This is a genomic window from Streptomyces kronopolitis (assembly GCF_050953795.1).
Lineage (GTDB): Bacteria > Actinomycetota > Actinomycetes > Streptomycetales > Streptomycetaceae > Streptomyces > Streptomyces kronopolitis_A.
Window position 1 is genome coordinate 6811361 of record NZ_CP191850.1, and the last position, 22092, is coordinate 6833452.

General features: G+C 72.5%; 18 protein-coding genes. 10 read left to right on the plus strand and 8 right to left on the minus strand.

The features are described from left to right. Positions 1–270 precede the first annotated feature (270 nt). Both ACQP17_RS30055 and ACQP17_RS30060 read left to right on the plus strand, forming a co-directional pair. Positions 271–441 (plus strand): hypothetical protein, encoded by a 171-nt coding sequence (locus ACQP17_RS30055; protein ID WP_159742382.1) that lies wholly within the window; start codon positions 271–273, stop codon positions 439–441. Positions 442–736: 295 nt separating this feature from the next. Beyond that, entirely contained in the window at positions 737–2299 is a 1563-nt protein-coding gene (locus ACQP17_RS30060; RefSeq protein WP_433859093.1) for an AMP-binding protein, read from the plus strand. Positions 2300–2330: 31 nt separating this feature from the next. Here ACQP17_RS30060 and ACQP17_RS30065 read toward each other — a convergent pair whose 3' ends face one another. After that, the gene (locus ACQP17_RS30065) at positions 2331–3173 is read right to left on the minus strand and encodes a nitroreductase/quinone reductase family protein (protein ID WP_433859094.1); all 843 of its coding nucleotides are present in this window, start codon (positions 3171–3173) and stop codon (positions 2331–2333) included. A gap of 853 nt (positions 3174–4026) precedes the next feature. Between ACQP17_RS30065 and ACQP17_RS30070 the strand changes: the two genes are divergently transcribed. Then, positions 4027–4245, plus strand: coding sequence for a hypothetical protein (locus ACQP17_RS30070; RefSeq protein ID WP_364875874.1), 219 nt, complete (start codon positions 4027–4029; stop codon positions 4243–4245). A gap of 34 nt (positions 4246–4279) precedes the next feature. Then, positions 4280–6004, plus strand: a complete 1725-nt coding sequence (locus ACQP17_RS30075; protein ID WP_433859095.1) for a DUF6895 family protein — start codon at positions 4280–4282, stop codon at positions 6002–6004. Positions 6005–6260: 256 nt separating this feature from the next. Here ACQP17_RS30075 and ACQP17_RS30080 read toward each other — a convergent pair whose 3' ends face one another. Together ACQP17_RS30080 and ACQP17_RS30085 are read right to left on the minus strand one after the other, a co-directional pair. Then, complete coding sequence (locus ACQP17_RS30080; RefSeq protein ID WP_433859096.1) at positions 6261–6692, minus strand: hypothetical protein; 432 nt, start codon at positions 6690–6692, stop codon at positions 6261–6263. A gap of 159 nt (positions 6693–6851) precedes the next feature. Then, positions 6852–7265 (minus strand): hypothetical protein, encoded by a 414-nt coding sequence (locus ACQP17_RS30085; protein WP_433859097.1) that lies wholly within the window; start codon positions 7263–7265, stop codon positions 6852–6854. Between the two features lie 112 nt (positions 7266–7377). Between ACQP17_RS30085 and ACQP17_RS30090 the strand changes: the two genes are divergently transcribed. Further along, positions 7378–9462, plus strand: coding sequence for a restriction endonuclease (locus ACQP17_RS30090; RefSeq protein WP_433859098.1), 2085 nt, complete (start codon positions 7378–7380; stop codon positions 9460–9462). An 89-nt stretch (positions 9463–9551) separates the two neighbouring features. On the opposite strand, the gene ACQP17_RS30095 is transcribed toward ACQP17_RS30090, so the two are convergent. Next, positions 9552–10355 carry an alpha/beta fold hydrolase gene (locus tag ACQP17_RS30095; RefSeq protein WP_433859099.1) on the minus strand — a complete coding sequence of 268 codons (804 nt, stop codon included), beginning with the start codon at positions 10353–10355 and terminating at the stop codon, positions 9552–9554. A gap of 210 nt (positions 10356–10565) precedes the next feature. Here ACQP17_RS30095 and ACQP17_RS30100 point away from each other — a divergent pair, with 210 nt between their 5' ends. From ACQP17_RS30100 to ACQP17_RS30115, 4 genes are all read left to right on the plus strand, one after another. Continuing rightward, complete coding sequence (locus ACQP17_RS30100; RefSeq protein WP_433859100.1) at positions 10566–11723, plus strand: CapA family protein; 1158 nt, start codon at positions 10566–10568, stop codon at positions 11721–11723. 250 nt (positions 11724–11973) lie between these two features. Continuing rightward, positions 11974–13374: an NAD(P)/FAD-dependent oxidoreductase gene (locus ACQP17_RS30105; RefSeq protein ID WP_433859101.1), complete on the plus strand. Its 1401-nt coding sequence runs from the start codon at positions 11974–11976 to the stop codon at positions 13372–13374. A 20-nt stretch (positions 13375–13394) separates the two neighbouring features. After that, complete coding sequence (locus tag ACQP17_RS30110; RefSeq protein ID WP_433859102.1) at positions 13395–15869, plus strand: ABC transporter; 2475 nt, start codon at positions 13395–13397, stop codon at positions 15867–15869. A gap of 83 nt (positions 15870–15952) precedes the next feature. After that, positions 15953–16165: an EF-hand domain-containing protein gene (locus ACQP17_RS30115; RefSeq protein ID WP_364875898.1), complete on the plus strand. Its 213-nt coding sequence runs from the start codon at positions 15953–15955 to the stop codon at positions 16163–16165. A gap of 79 nt (positions 16166–16244) precedes the next feature. Here ACQP17_RS30115 and ACQP17_RS30120 read toward each other — a convergent pair whose 3' ends face one another. Then, positions 16245–18617, minus strand: coding sequence for a GH92 family glycosyl hydrolase (locus ACQP17_RS30120; RefSeq protein WP_433859103.1), 2373 nt, complete (start codon positions 18615–18617; stop codon positions 16245–16247). A gap of 454 nt (positions 18618–19071) precedes the next feature. Here ACQP17_RS30120 and ACQP17_RS30125 point away from each other — a divergent pair, with 454 nt between their 5' ends. After that, positions 19072–19545 (plus strand): hypothetical protein, encoded by a 474-nt coding sequence (locus ACQP17_RS30125; RefSeq protein ID WP_364875902.1) that lies wholly within the window; start codon positions 19072–19074, stop codon positions 19543–19545. Positions 19546–19610: 65 nt separating this feature from the next. Here ACQP17_RS30125 and ACQP17_RS30130 read toward each other — a convergent pair whose 3' ends face one another. The 3 genes from ACQP17_RS30130 to ACQP17_RS30140 form a co-directional block, all read right to left on the minus strand. Continuing rightward, complete coding sequence (locus ACQP17_RS30130) at positions 19611–21065, minus strand: amino acid permease (RefSeq protein WP_433859104.1); 1455 nt, start codon at positions 21063–21065, stop codon at positions 19611–19613. Positions 21066–21235: 170 nt separating this feature from the next. Then, on the minus strand, positions 21236–21451 hold the full coding sequence (locus ACQP17_RS30135; protein WP_364875907.1) for a dodecin: 216 nt from the start codon (positions 21449–21451) through the stop codon (positions 21236–21238). A gap of 110 nt (positions 21452–21561) precedes the next feature. Then, positions 21562–22068, minus strand: coding sequence for a universal stress protein (locus tag ACQP17_RS30140; RefSeq protein WP_433859105.1), 507 nt, complete (start codon positions 22066–22068; stop codon positions 21562–21564). Positions 22069–22092 lie beyond the last annotated feature (24 nt).

Genomic DNA, 22092 nt, shown 5'->3' on the forward strand with positions numbered 1-22092 from the left:
CGGGTGAGTGACGTACATCACACAATCTGCCGGATTTCCCACTGCTCAAAGGGGACCGAATGAGCGCCTTACCGTCCCATTACCCTCGCGTGGCAAAACGTCGAGCGCGGCGCGTGCGGCGTAGTTACTCTGAGGGACGACGGACGACCTTTCTGGGAGACGCCAACACCATTGGCCCGTCGCGGGAACGCCACAAACCTTGGCTGACCTCCCGGTTTGTGAAACACGGCGCCACCGCGTCAGACCAATACCTCGATGAAGGAGTGCGTGGTGGCTTTGCACAAGGCTCAACACAAGCAGCCCCGCTTGAAGCAGGGCGAGCGGCCAGGCCGGATCAAGGAAGTCCGCAATCTGGAAGTCTGGGACCGCTGTGCCCCGGTGCGTCTGGCCGGCTGCGAGGACGACCCCGCCGAGCCCAACATCTTCCGCGGCATCGACTGACCAGCTGAACCCTGCGCCGGTCCTGCCCCCGGGTCCGTTTCCCCGGGGGCAGGGCCGGCGCCCGAGCGGGCAGCGGCGTCCCGGTGCGGTCGGCCGGGGCGCCTGCCGGGGCTCGGGCTGCCGGTGCCGGGAAGCACGGAACCGGTCGATCCCCACGGGCCGAGACCGGCGGGACCGGCCGCGGAAGAGCTGACCGGAAGTCGGCGTTTGGTCCGCCGGCCCGCCCTGGTCACCCTGGCGGACAGCGGGACGTGACGGTTCAATGAGCGGCCGGGTCGCACTCATTGGAGGCACCATGGAAGCCGTCGTCCCTTCCGCCGCCGGCATCCCGGCCATCCGCTGCGCGGGCCATGAACGCGACTACCGGGCCTTCCTCGACCGTGCGGCGCGGATCGCCACCGGCCTGCGGGACGCGGGCGTGTCCCCCGGCGACCGGATCGCCGTCGTGATGCGCAACGAGCCGGCCCATCTGGAGATCACCGCCGCTGCCGCCCTGGCCGGCGTCTCGGCGGTGCCCGTGAACTGGCACTTCCGGCAGCACGAACTGCGGCACGTGCTCACCGACAGCGGCAGCAAAGTCGTCTTCGCGCACACCGATCTGCTCGCCGGGGTGAGCGCGGTTCTGCCCGACGGCGTACGGATCATCGAGGCCGCCGTCCCGCCGGGTATCGCGGCCGCCTGCGGATTCGAGGCGCCCGCCCCCTCCGGCGACCATCCGCTGCTGGAGCGCTGGTTGGCCGGCCACCCACCGCTCGACCGGCCCGCCGCGGAGCACCCGCCCACCGTCATCTACAGCTCCGGAACCACCGGACGCCCCAAAGGGGTGCTGCGCGAACCGGTCGCCCAGGACCGGCTCGACGAAGCGGTCCAGCGGTTCCTGGAGTACTTCGCGGTCGCTCCCGGCGGCCGCACCCTCATCCCCGCCCCGCTCTACCACGCCTCACCCAGCCAGCACGCCGTCCTCGCCCTCGCCGCCGGGCTGGACATCACGCTGATGCCGCGGTTCGACGCCGAGGAGTTCCTGCGGCTGATCGCCCACCACCGCATCGAGCAGGTGCAGGTCGTCCCCACGATGTTCGTCCGGCTGCTGCGGCTGCCCAAGGAGGTCCGTGAGCGCTATGACCTCTCCTCTCTCACCTCGGTCGTCCACGCCGCGGCGCCCTGCCCGCCGCACGTCAAACACGCCATGATCGACTGGCTGGGACCGGTCCTGCGGGAGTACTACGGCGGCAGCGAGACCGGCGCCGTGACCTGGTGCGACAGCACGGAGTGGCGGGATCACCCCGGCACCGTCGGACGGGCCGCCGGCACCTGCGCGGTCGCGGTCCTCGGCCCCGGCGGGAAGCCACTGCCGGCCGGCGACACCGGCGACATCTACCTCAAGCCGGGCGACGACTGGCCCCGGTTCACCTACCTCGGCGACCCGGACCGGCGCGCCGCCATGGAAGCGCCGGACCTGCCCGGCTACGTCACCATCGGGGACGTCGGCCATCTCGACGCGGACGGCTACCTCTACCTCAGCGACCGCCGCAACGACATGGTCATCTCCGGTGGCGTCAACATCTACCCCGCCGAGATCGAGGGCTGTCTGCTGGCCCTCGACGGGATCAGCGACGCGGCGGTCTTCGGCATCCCCGACGAGGAGTACGGGGAAACCCTCGCCGCGCATCTGCAGACCGAACCCGGTGTGGTGCTCAGCGCCGAGGAGGTACGCGCCCACGTCGCCGGGCAGCTCGCCGGGTACAAGGTGCCCCGGGCGGTGGTCTTCGAGGAGCTGCTGCCGCGCGACGAGTCGGGCAAGCTCTTCAAGCGCCTGCTGCGGGACCCGTACTGGGCGGGTCACGACGGCGCGATCTGACCGAAACGTGCCCCGCCCGGCGGGACCGGTCTCAGCAGGCCGGTCCGTCGAGGACCGGTATCAACTGCTCCTCCTCGTAGTCCAGATGCCTTTCCACCTCTTCGGTCAGCCGCTCGACCTCGGCGCGCACCCGTGCGGGATCCGCGTCCCTCGCGGAAATGACCTGCTGTAGTGCGCCGAGGAGAACGGCGAGTTTCTCGTGTTCCCGGCGCATCCGCTCCAGGGCCGGGGCGAGTTCGGGGTGACCCTGGCCGAGCAGCGGAAACATTCCGGCGTCCTCGCCGGTGTGGTGATTTCGCAGCCCCTGGCAGAGCGTCAGGCAATTGATCCGGAGCTGGGCGCCGAGGCCGGGCCCCGAAGCGGCGATTTCCGCGCGGACCAGGGTGAGTTCCCGCCGGAACCCGTCGTGAACGGCCCTGAGCGCGGCGCCTGCCGAGGAAGCGGCGATGTTCGGCGGTCCCGCGGGAATTTCCCGGAGGGCGATGACGGGAAGAATCCGCTCGGTCCGGTCCTGATATGCCGACCATCCGGGATCGGCCTCGACCGCGCGGGCGAAGGCGCGGTCGCGTTCGGCGCCCTCCAGGACGAGGGCCTCCGCTTCGTAGGTGAAGACGCCGGCCTCGACCGTGACGCGAGGATGGGCCACCAGATTGTGGAACCAGGCCGGATGCCTCGGCGCCCCGGCGGCCGAGGCGATGACCAGGACCCGTCCGCCGTCGTCGGGAAGGTAGCCGAGCGGGGTGGTGTGCGAGGCGCCGGTCCGGGCTCCGGTGGTCGTCAACAGCAGCAGGCGGCCGCCCTCGAAGGGGCCACCGACCTGCCCGCCACGGGCGCGGAATTCCTCGATGACCCCTCGGTTGAAATCGTTCGGCATGGAGGGTGCTTTCTCCTTTGACGGTGAGCGCGGACGAGTCCGCGAAAGATGTGTGAACGGTGTGCGGGCAGGCTGGACCACCCGGGCGCATTGCCCGCGAGACGGCATGACGCAGTACCCGGCGAACGAGCCGCGAAAAGGCGTCAGTTGGCCCTGCAGAGCGGGAAGGTGAAAGGGAGGGCGGGAAGGGGAACGAGAGGGGCGCGGCAGGCACGCAAGGGCGCGCCGGGCTCGCGGAACGCGTGTCTCTCGCTCCGTGACCCACGGTGCGTATCCCGTAGGGAGAACGGCAGCGCCCACAGGCGGAATTCGCCTACGGATACGGAGAAGAAGAAGGCGCGAAGCGCGCGAATGGTGGAGGAGGGGAGGGGCGGGCCTCTGATCGCCCGCCTCGCGGTCACGTGGTGACCGGGAACCTCACTCGCTCGTGGCCCATGGCCGACCCGGTAGTCACGGCGTCAGGGTGCTGCCGTAAGGGAGCCCGGGCAACGGCGGAGGGGTACGGGAGTTCGGTTCCGTTGGGTTCGGGCGGGCACGAACCGGTCGGTGCGAGTCGGCCGGCCTCGGCGACCACTTCGCCCCCCATGTGCCCACCCAACTCCTGTTGGACGAGCGGCTGATGGGACCTCACCGGTCGGCCGCCACCCCGTTCCCGTGGAGTCAAGTCGCGCCCTTCTCTCCCGAACCCCTTAGCGATTCACCACCCCTCGGGGTGGTTTGGCGCGTTCGGCAGCGGCTCCGAACAGGTCTGATGGAGGCGCCCGTGCCGCGGCCTGGAGTGCATGCGGTGACCACTCAGTCATTCGTCGTGATACTCGCAATGTCCCTCCGAACCACTCAAAAGGAGCACATCATGTCCTGTCCCCCTCCGTCCGTCGATGCCAGGAAGGCACTCGACTTCCTGAGAACCAGCGGGCTCGTCGACCTCAACGTCCCGTTGGCGCGGGTCGTCGACCAGGTCAGCCAACTCGACGAGGTGGCCGGCTATGTCCTCGCCTGGGAGCGCTACGTACTGGTCGTCGCCAACCACGTAGCGGAGTCCGACGACGCCACCACCACCGCCGGTAACTGAGGTATCGACAGCACCGATCGCCGGGAGGCATTCGATGGACACGACGCAGCCCGGTGACGGATCGGCACAGAGGCGCGCGGTGGAGTCACGGGCAGTCGCCTGGCTCGCTGCGCGCCGCGATCGCATCGACCCGGCCCACGCGGCCCCGGACCGCGTGCTGTTCGCCCGTAAGGCCCTCCTCGAAACGGCCTTCCTCGTGGGGCTGCGGGCCCGTCTCGACCCGACACCGCTGGACGGCGACTACGCGGCCCTCCTGGACACGATCCAGGACATCGCGGCCCGGCCCTCCTACCGCGAGCTGATCGCCCGGGACGAGGCCGCCCTCCTGCTGTACGCGGGCACCTACGCCGCCCTGCGGCTGTGCGGGCGGGAGGACCCGGAGTTCCGGACCCTCATCCAGCAGTCCGTGTCGGGCGGCTATGCGGCCGCGTTCGAACGGATCCCCTACCGGCAGCTGGATCTGCTGCACACCCTGGAGTTGTGCGGCATCGCGCACACCCTGCCGTCGATGGCCGAGGTGATGCCCTTCACCCTGCTCCACAACGGCCCGAACGTCCTCAAGCTCGCCGACCGCGACATCTACGCCCTGACCCACACGATCTTCTACGCCACGGACTTCGGCCTGCGCCCGCCGAGCGGGCCGCGGAGCTTCGACCGTGGCGCGGCGGTGGAGCTGCTGGAGGCACTTCTCGTCCTCACCCGCGGTCAGGGCAATGCCGACCTGGTGGGGGAGTTGCTGTGCTGTCTGCTGTGCCTGGGGGTGCGGGAGTCCGAAGAGGCCGACAGGGGATGGGAGTTCCTGCTGTCGGTCCAGGAGGACGACGGGCGGGTGAACGGCCCCGAGGGCGTGGTGCACCCCGGGCTCACCGACGGCGACGAGGCCTACCGGCACTGGGCCGCCGGCTACCACACCACCATCGTCGCCGCCCTGGCCGCGCTGCTGGACCGCAGCCCCCGGGTACGCCGAGCGGCCCGGCCCGCCGACCCGCCCTCCCGCCAGGACGTGACGCGACCACTGCGACGGGCGGTGGAGTGGCTGGCCGGCACGGTCCGGCACCACGACCCGGCCCGGTGGCTGCCGGCCGCCGCGGCCGCCGCGCACGCAGCCGATGCCCTGGGCCAGCCGGGCCTCACCCGCCCGCTGCTCCTCGACTACTCCGCGCGCCTCGCCGAGGCGGACGCGGCCGTGTGGCAGGAGCACGGGATGGAGGTCGTCGGCGCCTTCGCGTCCGGTCTGCGCGCGCACGGCCTCACCTGCGGCTCGCTCGACGGATTCCTGACGTCCACCGCGGCCGCCGTCGACCTCCTCGACACCGTCCCCGCCCAAGCGGCGCCCAGCGTCCGGCGTCTGGCCGACCTCGGGCTGCTGTCCCCGGGCCGGGCCGCCGCGCTCACCGGCGGCGGAACCACGGCACCGCCCACGGCCCCGGAGGCGGCCACCGGCGACCTGCCGGGGGCTTGGAAGAACTATCACCTGGGAAAGATCGCCGGCATCGTCCGCGACCTGGCCCGTAGTGGACGGGCGGAGCACCGCCTCACCCGGGACGCGGTGGCGTTCCTGCTCGCCCAGCAGAGCCCGTCCGGCGCCTTCGGCCGTCCGGCCTGCGACGACCCCGAGGAACGGGAGCGGGCGATGCTGACCTGGACCCAGAGCACCGTCACCGCCCTGGCCGCCGTGCACACCGCCGTCGGACCGGGCCCGGCCGCGGCCATCGTCGAGGCGACCGCACCGGCCGCAGCCTGGTCACCGGTGTCGTGACGGCCCGCGGCTCAGCCGATCTCACGCACACGGCTGAACAGCCCGGAGCTGTAGGTGCGGTGCGCAGACACTTCAGAAGATGACCAGAGGCGTAGCCACGGCGAGCGCGGAGCGGCGTCGCATCCTATGAGGACACGGTGACGTCGGTGATCTCGGCTGTCACCTTTGTCGAACGGTCAGCGGTGGAAATGGAGACCGGGGTATAGGTGACCTGCTCTCCGTCGGACAGTTCCATTGTCTGGATGACGGTCCACTCTCATCGCCGTGGATCTCGTACGTGAGGGAGATGGTCTTCTCCGGGTCCAGCGACGTTGCGCTGACGTACGACACGTTCGGCTCCACCGTGATGTTGCACCCGGCGCTGCCGAAGCATTGCTTCTTCGTGGTTTTCATGGACAGTGCGAAGTCCGTGGAGGCAGGGGTGTCTGTTGTAGGTCTCCTCGGTCTCTTCGCTCGCCTCGGTCGGGTCCTCGGAGGGCGCCGCGGGCGCCGACTCGGCCGTCGTTGGCTTGGGGCCCGCGGCCTCCTTGTCGGAGCCGGAGACGAGTGTCGCGGTGATTCCGGAGGAGATCGCCGCGATGATCACGGTTCCTGCGATCGCCGCGATCACGGGACGCCTGCGCGTGGTCGTGGGTGGATACGGCGGGACCGGCGGCATCTCGGCGGTGGCTTCAGTCGTTTCGTCCATGTCATGGTCCCTTTCGACTCACAAGGCGCCATCCGGCTCAGGTATGCGCTTGGACCCGGGGGCGCGCCGTCAGACGTGCCGCATTCGCAATCGGGCATCGGGGTGCCACACGTGGGCAGGGTGCGTGGTGGCGCGCCCCCGTCACGAACTGCTTCGTGGCTACTTGCCGATGCGGATCTTCTCGCTGTCGAGCAAAGCGGTGTGCGTCGTCGCGGCAAGCATCAGCAGTACGAGCAGCAGCCCGGTCCAGTTTTTCGGGTCGTTGCCGGATGCGGCGGTGGAGAAGACGAAGATGCCGACCTCGACCACCACGTAGACGGCGGCCAGCCACGGCTTGATGACGCCTTTCACGGCGGCCACGACGAAGGGCACTGCGGAGAGCAGACTGAAACTGACCAGTGGCACGAGCGTCCACATCACCTGGGCGAGGATCGAGCTGAACATGCGTGGCCGGGAACCCATGGCGACGCCGGCCGCGAAGCTGCGGGCGGCGACAGTCGGATGACGCCGGACGCGCCCCGTCGCGGCGGTGGCCGGGGCGCGCTGTGGACAACCCGGTGCCTCTTCGTCCACAACCGGTGACCGGGCTCGCGCTCCCCCGCTAAAGTCGTATCAACAGCGCAGGTGAAGCCGCTTCCGCAGAGTCTGCGGGGGCAGCTGCCCCGGGGGGAGGACGAAGACCAGCATGAGCCGCCGTTCCCATGGATTAATGGCTGTCTGGGCCGAGGCGCAGCGACAGCAGCAGCGTCAGCAGGAAGCCCAGCGCCGCGCGCTGGCACAGCAGCAGCGCGACCAGGAGCGGCAGGCGCGGGACGCCGAACGCGCCATGGCGCGGATGCACCGCGAGCGGCAGACGGCCTACCGGCAGCAGCGCGAGGCGGACGCCCGCCGCCGGACCGAGGAGCTGGAGGCCCGGGTCGCGGCGCTCGCCGGTCTGCTCGCCGAGGGCTGCCGCGCCGCCGCCTTCACCGCCGACGCGCTGCTGCGCCCCGAACGGGTGGAGGAGTTCGCGCCCGGCGCCCTGGTCACCCCGGTGCCGATGCCCGACCCGACCCGTTACCACACACCCACCGGCGGCTGGCAGCTCGGCGCCCGCCGCGACCGCGCCCACGAAGAGGCCCGGGCCCGCTACGAGCAGGACTGGTATGCCGCCCAGGCCGCGGAGAGCCGACGGCAGGCCCAACTCGCCGCGTACCGCCAGCAGTACGACCAGTGGGCCGCCGGGGCGCTGCAGGACATCCGGGCCCACAACTCCGGCATCGAGGACCTGCGCCGCGGCCTGCGCGCCGGCGACGCGGACGCGGCCGTCGAATACTTCTCCGCCGCGCTGTACTCCTCCACGGCCTGGCCGGAGGGCTTTCCCCGGCAGGTCGCCGCGGCCTACGACCCGGCCGCCCGCCAGCTTGTCCTGGACTGGGAACTCCCCGGCTACGACATCGTTCCGCAGACCCGGTCGGTCCGGTACATGCCCACCGCCGACCAGGAGAAGGAGACCGCCCGGCCGGCCGCGCAGTGCCGGGCGCTCTACCGCGATGTGCTGGCCCAGAGCATGCTGCTGGTGCTGCGTGACCTCTTCGCCGCCGACACCCACGCGACGCTGGAATCGGTGGCGCTCAACGGCTTCGTGGACGACGTCGATCCGGCCACCGGCCGCCCCGCCCAGGTGTGCCTGGCGACCGTCATGGCACCCCGGGACGCCTTCACCCTGCTCCGCCTCGAACAGGTCAGCGCGGTGGAGTGTCTGACCGAGGGGCTGCGCGGCCAGCTCTCCACCCGCCCCGACCAGCGGACCCCGGTGCGCCCCGGACGGCTGCCCGGCGATGTCGACGGCGGGGCCGCGGTCGTCTCGCACGGCACGGACAGCGAGCCGGATCTCCACGAGATGGACCCGATCGCCTTCGAGAATCTGATCGCCGAACTCTTCCGGGCCATGGGCATGCAGGCCGTGACCACCCAGCGGTCCGGCGACGGCGGGGTCGATGTGGACGCGCTCGATCCCGACCCGGTCCGCGGCGGCAAGATAGTGGTGCAGGTCAAGCGCTACCGCCACACCGTCCCGCCCACCGCCGTCCGCGACCTCTACGGCACCGTCCAGTCCGAGGGCGCCAACAAGGGCGTGCTCGTGACGACCTCCCGGTTCGGTCCCGGCGCCCACACCTTCGCCAACGGCAAGCCGCTCGGCCTGATCGCCGGACCCGAACTCGTCGATCTGCTCGGGCGGTACGGGCTGCGCGGGCGGCTCGGTGCGGGACCCACGGACGCTCCCGACTCCGCCGAGGAGCCTCCCGACCACAACATCCTCGGCATGAACTGGTCCGGCGAGGTCGCCCTCGACGTCTGCGCCCTGGTGTGCAAGGGGAGCGGGGTGCTCAGCGACGACCAGTTCGTCTTCTACAACAACCCGCGGAATCCTGACGGTTCGGTGCGGATGCTGCCCGGCTTCGCCCCGGACCGGGCCGCGATGCAGGTGCGGTTCGAGGGGCTGCCGGCGGACGCCGACCGGCTGGTCCTGGTCGCCGCGATCGATCCACAGGTCAACCCCGACGCCGATCTCTCCGGCTTCACCGATGCCCGGATCCGGCTGCTGGACGCCTCGGGGGAGGAGCTGGGCCAACTGGAGGTCTCGGACGGGCGGCCCGGGGAGACCGCCCTGGTCCTGGGCTCGTTCCGGCAACGGGCCGGCGGCGACTGGGACTTCGTGATCGGCGGCAAGGGCTTCGCCGGAGGCCTGGAGGCGCTGGTGCAGGAGTACGGCATCGAGGTCGGGTGAGGGGCCGGGGTGGCTTCGGTCCGCTCCACGCCCCCGGTTCCGCCACCCGGCTCCGCCACCCGGTTCCACCGCCCCCGGTTCCGCCCCCGTCAGGTCTGCCACAGGCGGGTGAGTACCGCGTTCACCTGCTCCGGGCGGTCCTGGTGCGGGGCGTGGGCGGCGCCGCCCACCCGTATGTGCCGGGCGCCGATCGCCTCGGCGAGATACTCCCCGCAGGCCGCCAGGGCCTCGCCGGTGAACTCCCGGTACGCCGGGTGCGCGGTCTCCCACGTCCCGTTGATGACCGCCTTGGGCATGGTCGCCCTGGCCAGCGGGCCGAGCGGGATCTCCGCGTCCCACACCGGCCGTTCGCGCCTCGCCGAGCGCACCGCACGCAGCAGCCGCGGGGTCGGCTCGGGCACCGGCAGGCCGTACGGCTCGGTGGACCGCCGCAGGTGCTCGTGCGCGCTCCACTCCTCGGCGGGGCCCGCGAACGCCGCCCGGATGCGGTCCAGGGCGGCCGCCACGAGAGGGTGCCCGGCGGCGGTGCGCAGCACGGACGGCTCGATGAGGGTCAGTGACTGCACGGCCTCCGGGCGGGCCGAAGCGGCCAGCATCACGGCGGCCGCGCCGTAGGAATGCCCGACCAAGTGCGCCCCGTTGCCGAGCAGTTGTCCGAGGTCCTCGGCGTCGATCGCGTAGTCGCTGCGCTCGGTGTCCGGGCTGTCGCCGAAGCCGCGCCGGTCGGGGAGTTCGAGGCGGAACATCTCGGCCAGCGGCCGCTGGCCCGCGAAGCACTCCGTGCCCCAGCTCATGGTGCCGTGGACCAGCAGTGCCCGCGGCGCACCGGGCGTCGCCTCGTCCCACACCGTCACATGAAGCGGTTCACGGCCCGGAGGCGGTTCACAGTTCATACGGGCCGATGCTAGAGGGTTCCCGGCGGCTGAGGGCCGGGACGACGGGCCCGGCCGAAAGCGCCGCACGTGCGCCGGGCACGGGGCCCGCCGCGCGCTCCCGGGACGCTCCCCGAGCCCGCGGGAGCCATGGGTCCGTATGGGGGAGCGCGCCGGGCACCTGGGGGATCGGACCCCTTGGCAGCATAAATATGCTGATATGCATGGAGCATGAGCGCGTACCCCCGGTCTGCCGCCGTTGCCACGCTCGCCGTACTGGCCGTGGGCTGCGCGGGCCCGCACGCCGTCCCGCGGCCGGCGCCGCGGCCCTCCCCGGAACCCTCGCCGCGCGCCCACGCCGGCGCCCCCGTCGCCGTCGTCCGCCGGCCGTTCACGCTGGTCGTCACGGGAGCCGTGCTCCCCTCCCAGCCGGCGGTCCTCGCCACGGCACGTAAGGACGCCACGCACGGCGGCTACGACTACCGGCCGATGCTCAAGGGCGTGCGGCCGGTCATCTCCGGCGCCGGCCTGGCGCTGTGCCAGCTCGGGGCACCGCTCGGGCCGCTGGACGGGCCCTTCACCGGACACCCCGCTCTCCAGGCGCCGCCGCAGATCGCCACCGCCCTGAAGGCGACCGGCTACGACTCCTGCGCCACCGCTTCCGGCCACGCCCTCGACCAGGGCCTCCCGGGTGTGTGGCGCACCCTGGACGCGTTGGACACCGTCGGGCTGCGGCATGCCGGCTCGGCGCGTGACGCGGCCGGTCGCGGCACCCCTGCGCTGCTGCGGGCCCCCGGCGGTGCACGGGTGGCCCAGCTGTCGTACACCGACGGCGCCGGGAGCGCGCGCGGCGCCGCGGGCCCGCGCTGGGCGGTCGACCGCCTCGACGAACGGCGGATCATCGACGACGCCCGGGCGGCCCGCCGGGCCGGGGCCGATGTCGTGGTCGTCAGCCCGTATTGGGGCGCGGCGCACCGCACGGCCCCCGACGGCCGGCAGCTCGCGCTGGCGCGTGCCCTCACCGCCTCCAGGTCCCACGGGCGGCCCGACATCGATCTGATCGTCGGCACCCGGTCGCACACCCCGCAGCCCTACGAGAAGGTCAACGGCACCTGGGTCGTCTACGGCCTCGGCGACCAGATCACCGGTGCCGCGAAGACGTCGCGCGCCACCTGGAGCAGCATCGCCCGCTTCCGGTTCGCCCCGCCGTACCCGGCCACCGGGCGCTGGCGGGTCGTCAGGGCCGAGTACCTCCCCCAGCTCGTCGAGCAGGGGGCGCGGGTGCGGGTGCGCACTCCCGCCCGCGCGCACGGCCGGGCCGGCAAGAAGATCGCCCAGGCGGTACTGAGCCGGGGCGCGGCGGCCGACGGGCTGACGCGGGGGAGATGAGGGCAGGGCCCCTGACCACCGCTGGACAAGATCCCGTTCCGGGGTGATATGTCCCTCCATGGGCGTCATGCCGTGCCCGTTAACTGGTGACATCGGCACCGTCGACGGGTGATCGTGGTACCGGACCGGTCCGTCCGCTCCCGTACACCCCGACGACCCCACGGAGCCTCGTCATGAAGATCACCCCCGTTGCCGACCCGGCCCGCGCCGCCGTCGCCGTCCGACCGGCGCCCGTGCGCGAGGTGCGCGCATGACCGCCCTGCCGATAGCCGTCGTCGGCGCCTCGGCGGCCGGCCTCGCCGCGGTCGAGGCGCTGCGGCGCGGCGGCTGGCGCGGCCCGCTCACCCTCATCGGCGACGAACCCCACCTCCCCTACGACCGGCCGCCGTTGTCCAAGCAACTGCTGCACGGCGCCTGGGAGCCGGAGAAACTGCTGCTGCGCACCGAGGAGCAGCTCGACCCGCTCGACCTGGACCTGCGGCTCGGCACCCGCGCCACCGGCCTCGACGTGGCCACCCGCACCCTCACCCTCGACGGCCCGGCGGGCGCCGACCCGTCCGGCCGGGAGCCGGAGACGCTCGCCTGCGCCGGCGTGATCGTCGCGACCGGTGTCGCGGCCCGCTCGCTGCCCGGCGCCGACCGCATCGCCGGGGTGCACACCCTGCGCACCCTGGACGACGCGCTGACCCTGCGCGGCCTGCTGGCCAATGGGGGTACCCCCGGCAGTGAGGGCGCAGCCGCCGGGGGAGGCGGGCGGCGCCTGGTGATCGTCGGAAACGGCGTGCTGGGCTGTGAAGCGGCCGCGGTGGCACGCGAGTTGGGGCACGAGGTCACCCTCGTGGGCATGGTGGGGACGCCGATGGCCGAGGCCGTCGGCGCGGAGGTCGGCGCGCTGCTCGCCGAGGAGCACCGCGCCCGCGGCGTCGCGCTGCGCACCGGCACGGTGGAGGGTTTCGAGACGGTCCCCGCGGACCCGGCGGGTACGGGCGGCGAGCAGGTCACCGCCGTCCGGCTGGCCAGCGGTGGGGGCACAGCCGCCGGGGGAGGCAGCCGGCTGCCGGCCGACCTCGTGCTGCTGGCGATCGGCTCCCGGCCCGCCGTCGGATGGCTGGCCGACACCGCCCTGGACACCACCGACGGGCTGCGCTGCGACGCGTACTGCGCCGCGGCCCCCGGCATCTACGCCGCCGGCGACGTGGCGCGCTGGGACCATCCGCTGCACGGCCGTCCGCTGCGCTTCGAGCACCGGATGAACGCCACCGAGCAGGGCATGGCCGCCGCCCGCAACCTCCTGGCCGAACTCGCCGCGCAGGCCGCCCCCGCCGCCGGGGACGGGGAGCGCGCCCCGGCAGCCGAACGCCGCCCCTTCGCCCCCGTGCCGTACTTCTGGTCCGACCAGTACCACCTCAAGATCCAGGCCTACGGACTCACCGCGGGCGCCGACCGCGTCGAGACCACCGTCCTGGACCGTGCGCAGCGGCACGCCGTCGCGCTCTACGGCCGGGACGGCAGCGCCGTCGGCGTGCTGGCCACCGGGGTCCCGCCCCGCCGGCTGCGTGCCCTGCGCGCGGTCGTCGCCACCCCGCTCCCCTGGGACGAGGCCCGCGAGCGGATCCGCGCCGCCCTCGCGTCCGGCCCGGACACGCCCTGACGGTGCCCGATCATGGAGGGATGACCGACTCGTACGTACGGGTGCGCGGCGCCCGTGAGCACAACCTCCGCAGCATCGACGTGGACATCCCGAGGGACGCGCTGGTCGCGTTCACCGGGGTGTCCGGGTCGGGCAAGTCCTCCCTCGCCTTCGGCACCCTCTACGCCGAGGCGCAGCGCCGCTACTTCGAGTCGGTGGCCCCCTACGCCCGGCGGCTGATCCACCAGGTGGGCGCGCCGAAGGTCGAGGACATCACCGGGCTGCCGCCCGCCGTCGCCCTGGAGCAGCGGCGCTCGGCGCCCACCTCCCGCTCCTCGGTCGGCACCGTCACCACCCTGTCCAACACCCTGCGCATGCTCTTCTCCCGCGCCGGCGACTACCCGCCGGGCGCGCCACGGCTGGACTCCGACTCCTTCTCGCCCAACACCGCGGCCGGGGCCTGCCCCGAGTGCCACGGCCTGGGCACCGTGCACCGCGTCACCGAGGAGTCCCTCGTCCCCGACCCGTCGCTCTCCCTCCGGGAGGGCGCCGTCGCCGCCTGGCCGGGCGCCTGGCAGGGCAAGAACCTCCGCGACATCCTCGCCACCCTCGGATACGACCTGGACCGGCCCTGGCGGGAGCTGCCGCAGGCCGACCGCGACTGGATCCTGTTCACCGACGAGCAGCCCGTCGTCACCGTGCACCCGGTGCGTGACGTGGGCCGGATCCAGCGTCCCTACGAGGGCCGGTACATGAGCGCCCGCCGCTATGTGCTGCACACCTTCGCCGACTCCAAGAGCGACACGCTGCGCGGGCGCGTCCAGGGGTTCATGGTCGCCGAACCCTGCCCGGTGTGCCGCGGGCGGCGGCTGCGCCCCGAGGCCCTGGCCGTGACCTTCGAGGGGGACGACATCGCGACCCTCGCCGGTCGGCCGCTGAGCGCGCTGGAGCGGCTGCTGCGGCCCACCGCCGGGCGGGCGGACGACGGGGTCGCCCCGACCCTCGCCCGCGACCTGGTGGCTCGGATCGAGGTGCTCACCGAACTCGGCCTGGGCTACCTCAGCATGGACCGGCCCGCGCCCACCCTCTCGTCCGGCGAACTGCAGCGGCTGCGGCTGGCCACCCAGCTGCGCTCCGGCCTCTTCGGCGTCGTCTACGTCCTGGACGAACCCTCCGCCGGACTGCACCCCGCCGACACCGAGTCGCTGCTCACGGTGCTGGGCCGGCTCAAGGAGGCCGGCAACTCCCTCTTCGTCGTCGAGCACGACATGGCGGTGGTGCGCCGCGCCGACTGGATCGTGGACGTCGGCCCGCGCGCCGGGGAGCACGGCGGGCAGGTGCTGCACAGCGGACCGGTCGCCGGGCTCGCGGACACCGCGGCCTCCGCCACCCGCCGGTTCCTCTTCGCCACCGAACCGCCCCCGGCGCGCACCGTGCGCCGCCCCGCGGGCGCCCTGACGCTGCGCGGCATCACCCTGCACAATCTGCGCGGGCTGGACGCCACCTTCCCGCTCGGCGTCTTCACCGCCGTCACCGGCGTCTCCGGTTCCGGCAAGTCGACGCTGGTCACCCGGGTCCTCGCGGACGTCGTACGCGACCACCTCGGCACCGGCACCGGCGAGGAACGGCAGGGCGCGGCCGGCGGGGACGAGGCCGAGGCCGCCGGCGCCGGGGCCGGCGCCCGCGCGGAACTGGCCGGCGCCGAGGGGCTGGCGGCGATCGACCGGCTGGTGCGCGTCGACCAGAAGCCGATCGGCCGGACCCCGCGCTCCAACCTCGCCACCTACACCGGGCTGTTCGACGCCGTGCGCAAGGTCTTCGCCGCCACCGACGAGGCCCGCGCCCGCGGTTACACCGCCGGACGCTTCTCCTTCAACGTCGCCGCCGGCCGCTGCGAGACCTGCCAGGGCGAGGGCTTCGTCGCCGTCGAACTGCTCTTCCTGCCCGGCACCTACGCACCCTGCAGCACCTGCCACGGCGCCCGCTACCGCCCCGAGACCCTGGAGATCACCTACCGGGACCGCACCGTCGCCGACGTCCTGGAGATGACCGTGGACGAGGCCGCCGGCTTCCTCGCCGACGTCCCCGCGGCCGCCCGCAGCCTGCGCACCCTCCAGGACGTGGGCCTGGGCTACCTGCGGCTGGGCCAGCCCGCGACCGAACTGTCCGGCGGCGAGGCCCAGCGCATCAAGCTCGCCGCCGAACTCCAGCGCACCCGCCGCGGCCACACCCTCTACCTGCTCGACGAGCCCACCACCGGACTGCACCCCGCCGACACCGAGGTGCTGCTGCACCAGCTGCACGGCCTGGTCGACGCCGGTCACACCGTGGTGGTCGTCGAGCACGACATGGGGGTGGTGGCCGGCGCCGACCACGTCATCGACCTCGGCCCCGGCGGCGGCGCGGACGGCGGCCGGATCGTGGCCACGGGCACGCCGGCCGAGGTGGCGGCGGCCCCGGACAGCCGTACCGCGCCCTACCTGGCCCGGCAGAGGGCGCGGCCGGAAGCCTCTTGACGGTCCGCTAATGTACGCAGGTCAGATCACCAGGCAACAGCACCGCGCAGCACTGCGCACCATCACGAAGGGGGCACCCTCTCATGGCAAACATCGAGCAGGCCCGGGCGGCGTTCGACCGGTTCGACGCGGACGGCGACGGCCAGGTCACGCCGGACGAGTTCAAGCACGCGATGGCCGAGATGGGCGACCCCTACGTCACCGGCCCGATGGCCGAGGCCGTCATCAAGTCCAAGGACACCGACCACGACGGCAAGATGTCCTTCGACGAGTTCTGGCAGGCCCTCCAGGGCTGACGCCGGTCGCGCCCGCGCCCGGCGGCGCGGTGCCGGCCCCCGGGGGACGGGCCGGCACCGCGGTCCGGCAGCCCTGCGCTCAGTGCTCCCCGGCGCGCGCTACCGGGCCGCCCACCGGCGGCGGGGCGGCATGGGGACCGGTGCCCCAGGCGGACGGCTCCGGGCCCACGGCGAAGGACAGTTCGCGGGCCGCGCGCAGCTCACCGGTGGTGAGGTACGTGCGGTCGTGGTCGGCGCCGTCCAGGCGGACGGACTGCGCGTAGCGGTCGGCGGCGGACGTACCGGGCGCCGCGATGCTGAAGTGGCCGGACGGGTAGTAGCGCCGGTCCAGGGTCAGGTCCACCCGGTCGAAGACCGGCGTGCTCAGCCCCCAGGTGTCGGTGCCCGGCTGGACCGGGAACATCCCCATCGAGGAGAGCACCATCCACGCCGACATCGTCCCCAGGTCGTCGTTCCCGGTCATCCCGGTGGGGGCGTCGGTGAAGAGGGTCAGCGCGGCGTGCACCACGTCGGTGGTCTTCCAGGGACGGCCGGTGGAGAGGTACGTGTACGGCGCGATCAGGTCGGGCTCGTTCTGCGGGTTGTACTTGTCCGCGTTGTAGTAGTCGTAGGGGCCGTTGACCCACACCTCGCGGGCCGTCTTCGCCGGGTCCGCCAGCAACTTCGGGTAGGCGAAGAAGGAATCCAGGCGCGCGTCGGCCTTGTCCTTGCCGCCGATCAGGTCGAGCATCCCCGGCAGGTCCTGCGGCACCAGCCACTGGTACTGCCAGGACGTGCCCTCGTGGAAGCCCACGCTCTTGGCCGGGTCGGCGGGGCCGGTGAAGGCGCCCTTGGCGTCGCGGGCCCGGAAGAAGCCGGTCGAACCGTCGTAGAGCGAGCGGTAGTTGTGGGACCGGGCCGCGTAACGGTCGGCGTCCGCGGTGTGGCCCAGATCGCGTGCCATCCGGGCGAGCATGGCGTCCGACAGGGCGTATTCGAGGGTCGCCGAGGCGCCCTGCGCGAAGTCGGAGTCGCCGGACTTCGGTGGCCGGTGGTCCTTGAGGTACGGCACGAAGCCGTCCTTCACGTACGGCGCGTTGGCCTCCCGGCCGACGGCCGGGGAGCCGGCCGGGGGCACCCCGTCGGCGTTCTTCCTCAGCGCCGCGTACGCCTCCTCCTCATGGCCCCGCAACAGCCCCTGCTGATAGGCGTTGGTCAGGAAGGGCGTGACCGGATCGCCGGTCATGACGTTGGTCTCGACCGTGCCGTAGCCCCACTTGGGCAGCCAGCCGCTCTCCTTGTCGATCCGCAGCACCGACAGCGCCATGTCGCGGGACTCACCCGGCGCCAGCAGCGCCAGCAGCTGTGCCTGGGTGCGGTAGGTATCCCACAGCGACCAGTTCTGGTAGTACGTGAACCCCTCGGCCCGGTGGACGCGCTGGTCCCAGCCGGTGTACCGGCCGTCCGCGTCGCTGCCGACGTTCGGCGCGAGGAAGGACCGGTAGAGCGAGGAGTAGAAGGTGCGGCGCAGCGGCCGGTCGCCGCCCCGGGCGCGCACCAGCGCCAGGCGGTGCTCCCAGGCGGCATCGGCCGCGGCCCTCGTCCGGTCGAAGGAACGGCCGCCCTCGGCACGCAGATTGCCCGCCGCGCCCGCCGCGTCCACATAGCTGATCGCGGTGGTCGCCTCGACGGTGCGGTCCGTGCGGGTGTCGAAGCGGGCGTAGGCGCCGTGCCGGCCGGTGGCCGTGGAGTCCCGTGAGCCGGCCGTCACCTTGTCGCCCTCCCACGTCCCGTACGACGCGAACGGCCGGTCGAAGCGGGTGAGCGTGTGGACCGTGTACGGCTTGGTGTCCTGGCAGAAGCCGCGGCCGGTGATCGTCGTACGGATGGTGCGGGCGTCGAGCACCTCGACCCGCGTGGAGACCGTCCGGTGCAGCGACTGGCCCGCGTCGAGCAGCACATTGGCCCGGTCGGTGGCCGGGAAGGTGTAGCGCTGCTTTCCGGTGCGGGCGGTGGCCGTCAGTTCGGCGGTGATCCCGCCGTAGGACTTCAGGCCGACGCGGTAGTAGCCGGGGCGGGCCGACTCGTCGTCATGGCCGTAGGCGGCCGCGTACTTGGCGTTGTCGGTCTCGGTGATCTCGCCCGTGGTGGGCAGCACCGGCAGGTCACCGCCGATCCCGCAGCCGACACCGGAGAGATGCACCGCGCTGAAGCCGCGGATGTGGTCGTCGTCCCAGCCGTAGCCGGCGTAGTGGCCGGTGTCGGGGCTGAGCTGCACCATGCCGAACGGGACGGCGGCACCCGGGTAGGTGTTGCCGTCGTTGCGGGTGCCGATGAACGGGTTGACCAGATCGGTGAGCGGACCGCCGGGCGGCGCGGCCTGCGCGGCGGGGGCCGTGAGCGCACACCCGAGGAGCGCGGCCGCCAGCGCCGCGCCCGCGGTACGCAGCCGGGTACGTCTGAGCCATGGCATGGATTCGGACCTCCGGGGTCGGGTCGTCGTCGCACGAGAGCGCCGGGCGCGCGGGGACGGCAGAGGCACCCGATGTCCGACAACGTTGTCAAGGCGCGCTCATTCTTGGTGGCGGCCCGAGGCGCGTCAAGAGGGCGTGGGGGTAACTCCGGTGCGTCCGGGGCCCGGAGGTGGGGGCGGGTGTGGCCCCGGGGGCGCCGGTGAGGCAAGGGGTGGGGAGCGGTGAACCGCTGGTCGGAGCACCGAAAATCATGCGGTACCTGCCTTGCTCTCTTCAGGGGTGCATGCCTCAATGGGCAGCGTCATACGGGTTGGTGACTGGTCGTCAGGTCTTGCCGACCGATCGGCGCGGGGTCCGGCCGCGGCCCCCGCGTGGCTGCCTGCCGTTCCCTCGCGTATCCCCTCGGCGGCCGGTGGCATCGACCCGCACCCCCCTCATGAAGGCGGTACCCCCATGAGACACCTCAGACCCGGCAGACTCGGCTTCGGGACGGCGCTCGCCGTCGCCCTCGCCGCCGCGGGCACGCTCGCCATGGCGCCCGCCGCCACGGTGACCCCCGGCACCGCGACCCTCTCGTTCGACTGCGGTTGGTACGGCTCCGGCTCGGCGACGCTCACCGCGACCGAGAAGGGCACGACCGGAACCATCAGCCTGGCCACCAAGGCCATCAGCTCCCCGATACCCATCGGCGCGAACTCGGTCACCTCCACCCTCACCCTGACCAAGAACGGCTCCGGGACCACCCAGTTCAAGGGCAGCGCCAACCCGGCGATCCCGGCCGGCGGCGAGGTCTCCACCGGCCCGCTCACCGGCACGGTCGCCCCGGGGGACAGCCTGGCGGCCACCTCCCTGAAGGTCGTGGTGCTGGGCATCACGGCCACCTGCAAGGCCACCACCCCGCAGTCGCCGGGGCCGTTCGTCTTCTGACCGCGCGGGGACCGGCCGGGTGCGTCCGCCGGTCCCCGTCGTGTGCCGCCGCCCGGCCCCCGGCGTCAACGCGCCTCGCCGCCGCCGTCCGTACCGGAGGCGGCGGTCCCCGCCGCCCGCGCCAGGTTGGAACGGCGGTAGGAGTACGTGAAGTAGATGACCAGGCCGATCAGCAACCACACCACGAAGCGGACCCAGGTTTGCCAGGCCAGGAACGTGATCAGCCAGAGCGAGAAGCACACCCCGACGGCCGGCACCACCGGCATGCCGGGCGTACGGAACGTCCGCGGCAGCTCGGGCCGCTTGTAGCGCAGCACGATGACCGCGACACAGACCACCACGAACGCGAGCAGGATCCCGATGTTCGTCAGCTCGGCGGCCTCACCGATCGGCAGGAAGCCCGCGATGGCCGCGGAGGCGAAGCCCACGATCCACGTCACCCGGGTCGGTACCCGGTGCTTGGCGCTGGTCTTGGCGAACCACTTCGGCAGCAGCCCGTCCCGGCTCATCGAGAACCACACCCGGGTCACCCCGAGCATGAAGGTGAACATGACGGTCAGAATGCCGATGATCGCGCCGACCGCGATGACGTCCGCCAGACCGTTCAGGCCCACCGACTTGAACGCCGAGGAGAAGCCGCTCTCCGGGTCGATCTGCCGGTAGTTCTGCATCCCCGTCAGGACCAGGCAGGCCAGGACGTACAGCACCATGGAGATGGCCAGCGAATAGAGGATCGCCTTCGGCATGTGGCGCTGGGCGTCCTTGGACTCCTCGGCCGCGGTGCTCATCGCGTCGTAGCCGAAGACCGCGAAGAAGACGGTGGCAGCCCCGGTGAAGGCGCCGCTCACCCCGAACGGGAAGAACGGGGTGTAGTTCGCGGTCTTGATGTGGAAGAAGCCGACCGCGATGACCACGATCACCACGAGCACCTTCAGCCCCACCACGATCGTCTCGAAGCGCGCGGCGTTCTTGATGCCCAGGGTCAGCAGGTAGGCGATCAGCAGGCACAGCGCCGCGGCGAACAGGTCGACCCGGTGCCCGGTGCCCGTGCCCGGCGCGCCCAGCATCCAGGCGGGCAGATCGACGCCCAGCTCTCCGAGGAGGAAGCCGAAGTAGCCGGAGATGCCGATCGCCACCACCGCCACGATCGCGGTGTACTCCAGCAGCAGGTCCCAGCCGATGAACCAGCCCACCAACTCGCCGAGGACCGCGTAGCCGTAGGTGTAGGCCGATCCCGCCTTCGGGATCAGTCCGGCGAACTCGGCGTAGGAGAAGGCGGCCGCGGCGCTCGCGATGCCCGCGATGAGGAAGGAGATCACCACGGCCGGGCCGGCCTTGCCGTTCGCGACGGTGCCGGCCAGGGTGAAGATGCCCGCGCCGATGATGCCGCCGACACCGATGGCGGTCAGCTGCCAGAGGCCGAGTGCCCGGGTGAGCTGCTCGTTCGAGCTGCCTTCCGTCTCCTCGATGTGTTCGATCGGTTTGCGGCGCAATACGCCCTGTCCCGCGCGCAGCCCCATGCGTCATCCCTCCGTCGCTCCGATGTGGTCCGACGGCGGCTCATCATGGACCCTCGGGGACGACTAAGGAAGGCGACGCCACGGAGCGGTCCCCGTACGGCGGGGACCATGGCGTGTCGTTCGGATCATCGAGGGGCCGCGACGCCCTGCGTGGCCCCTCGCGGCGGGTGTCAGTCGTTCTCCTCCAGCCGGAACCCGACCTTCAGACCGACCTGGTAGTGATCGATTTCGCCGTCGACGATATGCCCGCGGACCTGGGTCACCTCGAACCAGTCGAGGTTGCGCAGGGTCTCCGAGGCGCGCTTGATGCCGTTGCGGACCGCGGCGTCCATGCTCTGCTGGGACGTTCCGACGATCTCGGTCACGCGATACGTGCGGTCGGTCACGGTGGTCTCCCTCGCCGGGGCGGCGCTCCGCCCGTCCACTTCCCACCGTGCCTCAGCCCGCCCGGCCCCACCAGCGGAGCAGCCGCCCCGGGGCGCCGGGGCGGACGTCGCTAGGGGACGACGGTGACCGGCCAGCGACCGGCCTTGACCAGGCGCACGGCGACCGAGCCCATGATGCGGTGCCCGGCCGACTCCGAGGCGCCGACCACCACCGCGTCGGCCTTGAGGTCGTCGGCCATCCGCACCATCCCGGTGTACGGGTCGCCCCGCAGGGTGTGGAACTCCCAGCGCAGGGGGTGCGTCCCCGAGGGCCGCTCGGTCGCCCGGCGGATCTCGGTCATCAGCTCCTCGGCCACCTCGTCCGTGGCGTCGGCGACCGGCGCCCCCATCGCCGCCCCGGCCGGCAGCACCGGCTGGACGTAGACCAGGGCGAGCTTCGAGGACTGACGCCGGGCCAGCCCCGCCGCGTAGGCGGCGGCGCGCCACGACGAGTCGGAGCCGTCGATGCCCACGACGATGACCTTCGGGCCGTCCGTCCCGCGCTCGAACTGCCCGGCCGCCCGCGCGTCGTGCCCGTCGTGTTCCTCGCGCTGCTCGTGCTGCTCGTTGTCCTCCACACGAGGGAGGTTATCCGTACACGC

What these genes read in the sequence shown, in the direction of transcription:
- ACQP17_RS30120 (WP_433859103.1), bottom strand. Translation starts at nt 18,617, where the DNA reads ATGCCATGGCTCAGACGTACCCGGCTGCGTACCGCGGGCGCGGCGCTG.
- ACQP17_RS30110 (WP_433859102.1), top strand. Translation starts at nt 13,395, where the DNA reads ATGACCGACTCGTACGTACGGGTGCGCGGCGCCCGTGAGCACAACCTC.
- ACQP17_RS30125 (WP_364875902.1), top strand. Translation starts at nt 19,072, where the DNA reads ATGAGACACCTCAGACCCGGCAGACTCGGCTTCGGGACGGCGCTCGCC.
- ACQP17_RS30065 (WP_433859094.1), bottom strand. Translation starts at nt 3,173, where the DNA reads ATGCCGAACGATTTCAACCGAGGGGTCATCGAGGAATTCCGCGCCCGT.
- ACQP17_RS30115 (WP_364875898.1), top strand. Translation starts at nt 15,953, where the DNA reads ATGGCAAACATCGAGCAGGCCCGGGCGGCGTTCGACCGGTTCGACGCG.
- ACQP17_RS30100 (WP_433859100.1), top strand. Translation starts at nt 10,566, where the DNA reads ATGAGCGCGTACCCCCGGTCTGCCGCCGTTGCCACGCTCGCCGTACTG.
- ACQP17_RS30080 (WP_433859096.1), bottom strand. Translation starts at nt 6,692, where the DNA reads ATGGACGAAACGACTGAAGCCACCGCCGAGATGCCGCCGGTCCCGCCG.
- ACQP17_RS30105 (WP_433859101.1), top strand. Translation starts at nt 11,974, where the DNA reads ATGACCGCCCTGCCGATAGCCGTCGTCGGCGCCTCGGCGGCCGGCCTC.
- ACQP17_RS30130 (WP_433859104.1), bottom strand. Translation starts at nt 21,065, where the DNA reads ATGGGGCTGCGCGCGGGACAGGGCGTATTGCGCCGCAAACCGATCGAA.
- ACQP17_RS30090 (WP_433859098.1), top strand. Translation starts at nt 7,378, where the DNA reads ATGAGCCGCCGTTCCCATGGATTAATGGCTGTCTGGGCCGAGGCGCAG.
- ACQP17_RS30075 (WP_433859095.1), top strand. Translation starts at nt 4,280, where the DNA reads ATGGACACGACGCAGCCCGGTGACGGATCGGCACAGAGGCGCGCGGTG.
- ACQP17_RS30070 (WP_364875874.1), top strand. Translation starts at nt 4,027, where the DNA reads ATGTCCTGTCCCCCTCCGTCCGTCGATGCCAGGAAGGCACTCGACTTC.
- ACQP17_RS30060 (WP_433859093.1), top strand. Translation starts at nt 737, where the DNA reads ATGGAAGCCGTCGTCCCTTCCGCCGCCGGCATCCCGGCCATCCGCTGC.
- ACQP17_RS30095 (WP_433859099.1), bottom strand. Translation starts at nt 10,355, where the DNA reads ATGAACTGTGAACCGCCTCCGGGCCGTGAACCGCTTCATGTGACGGTG.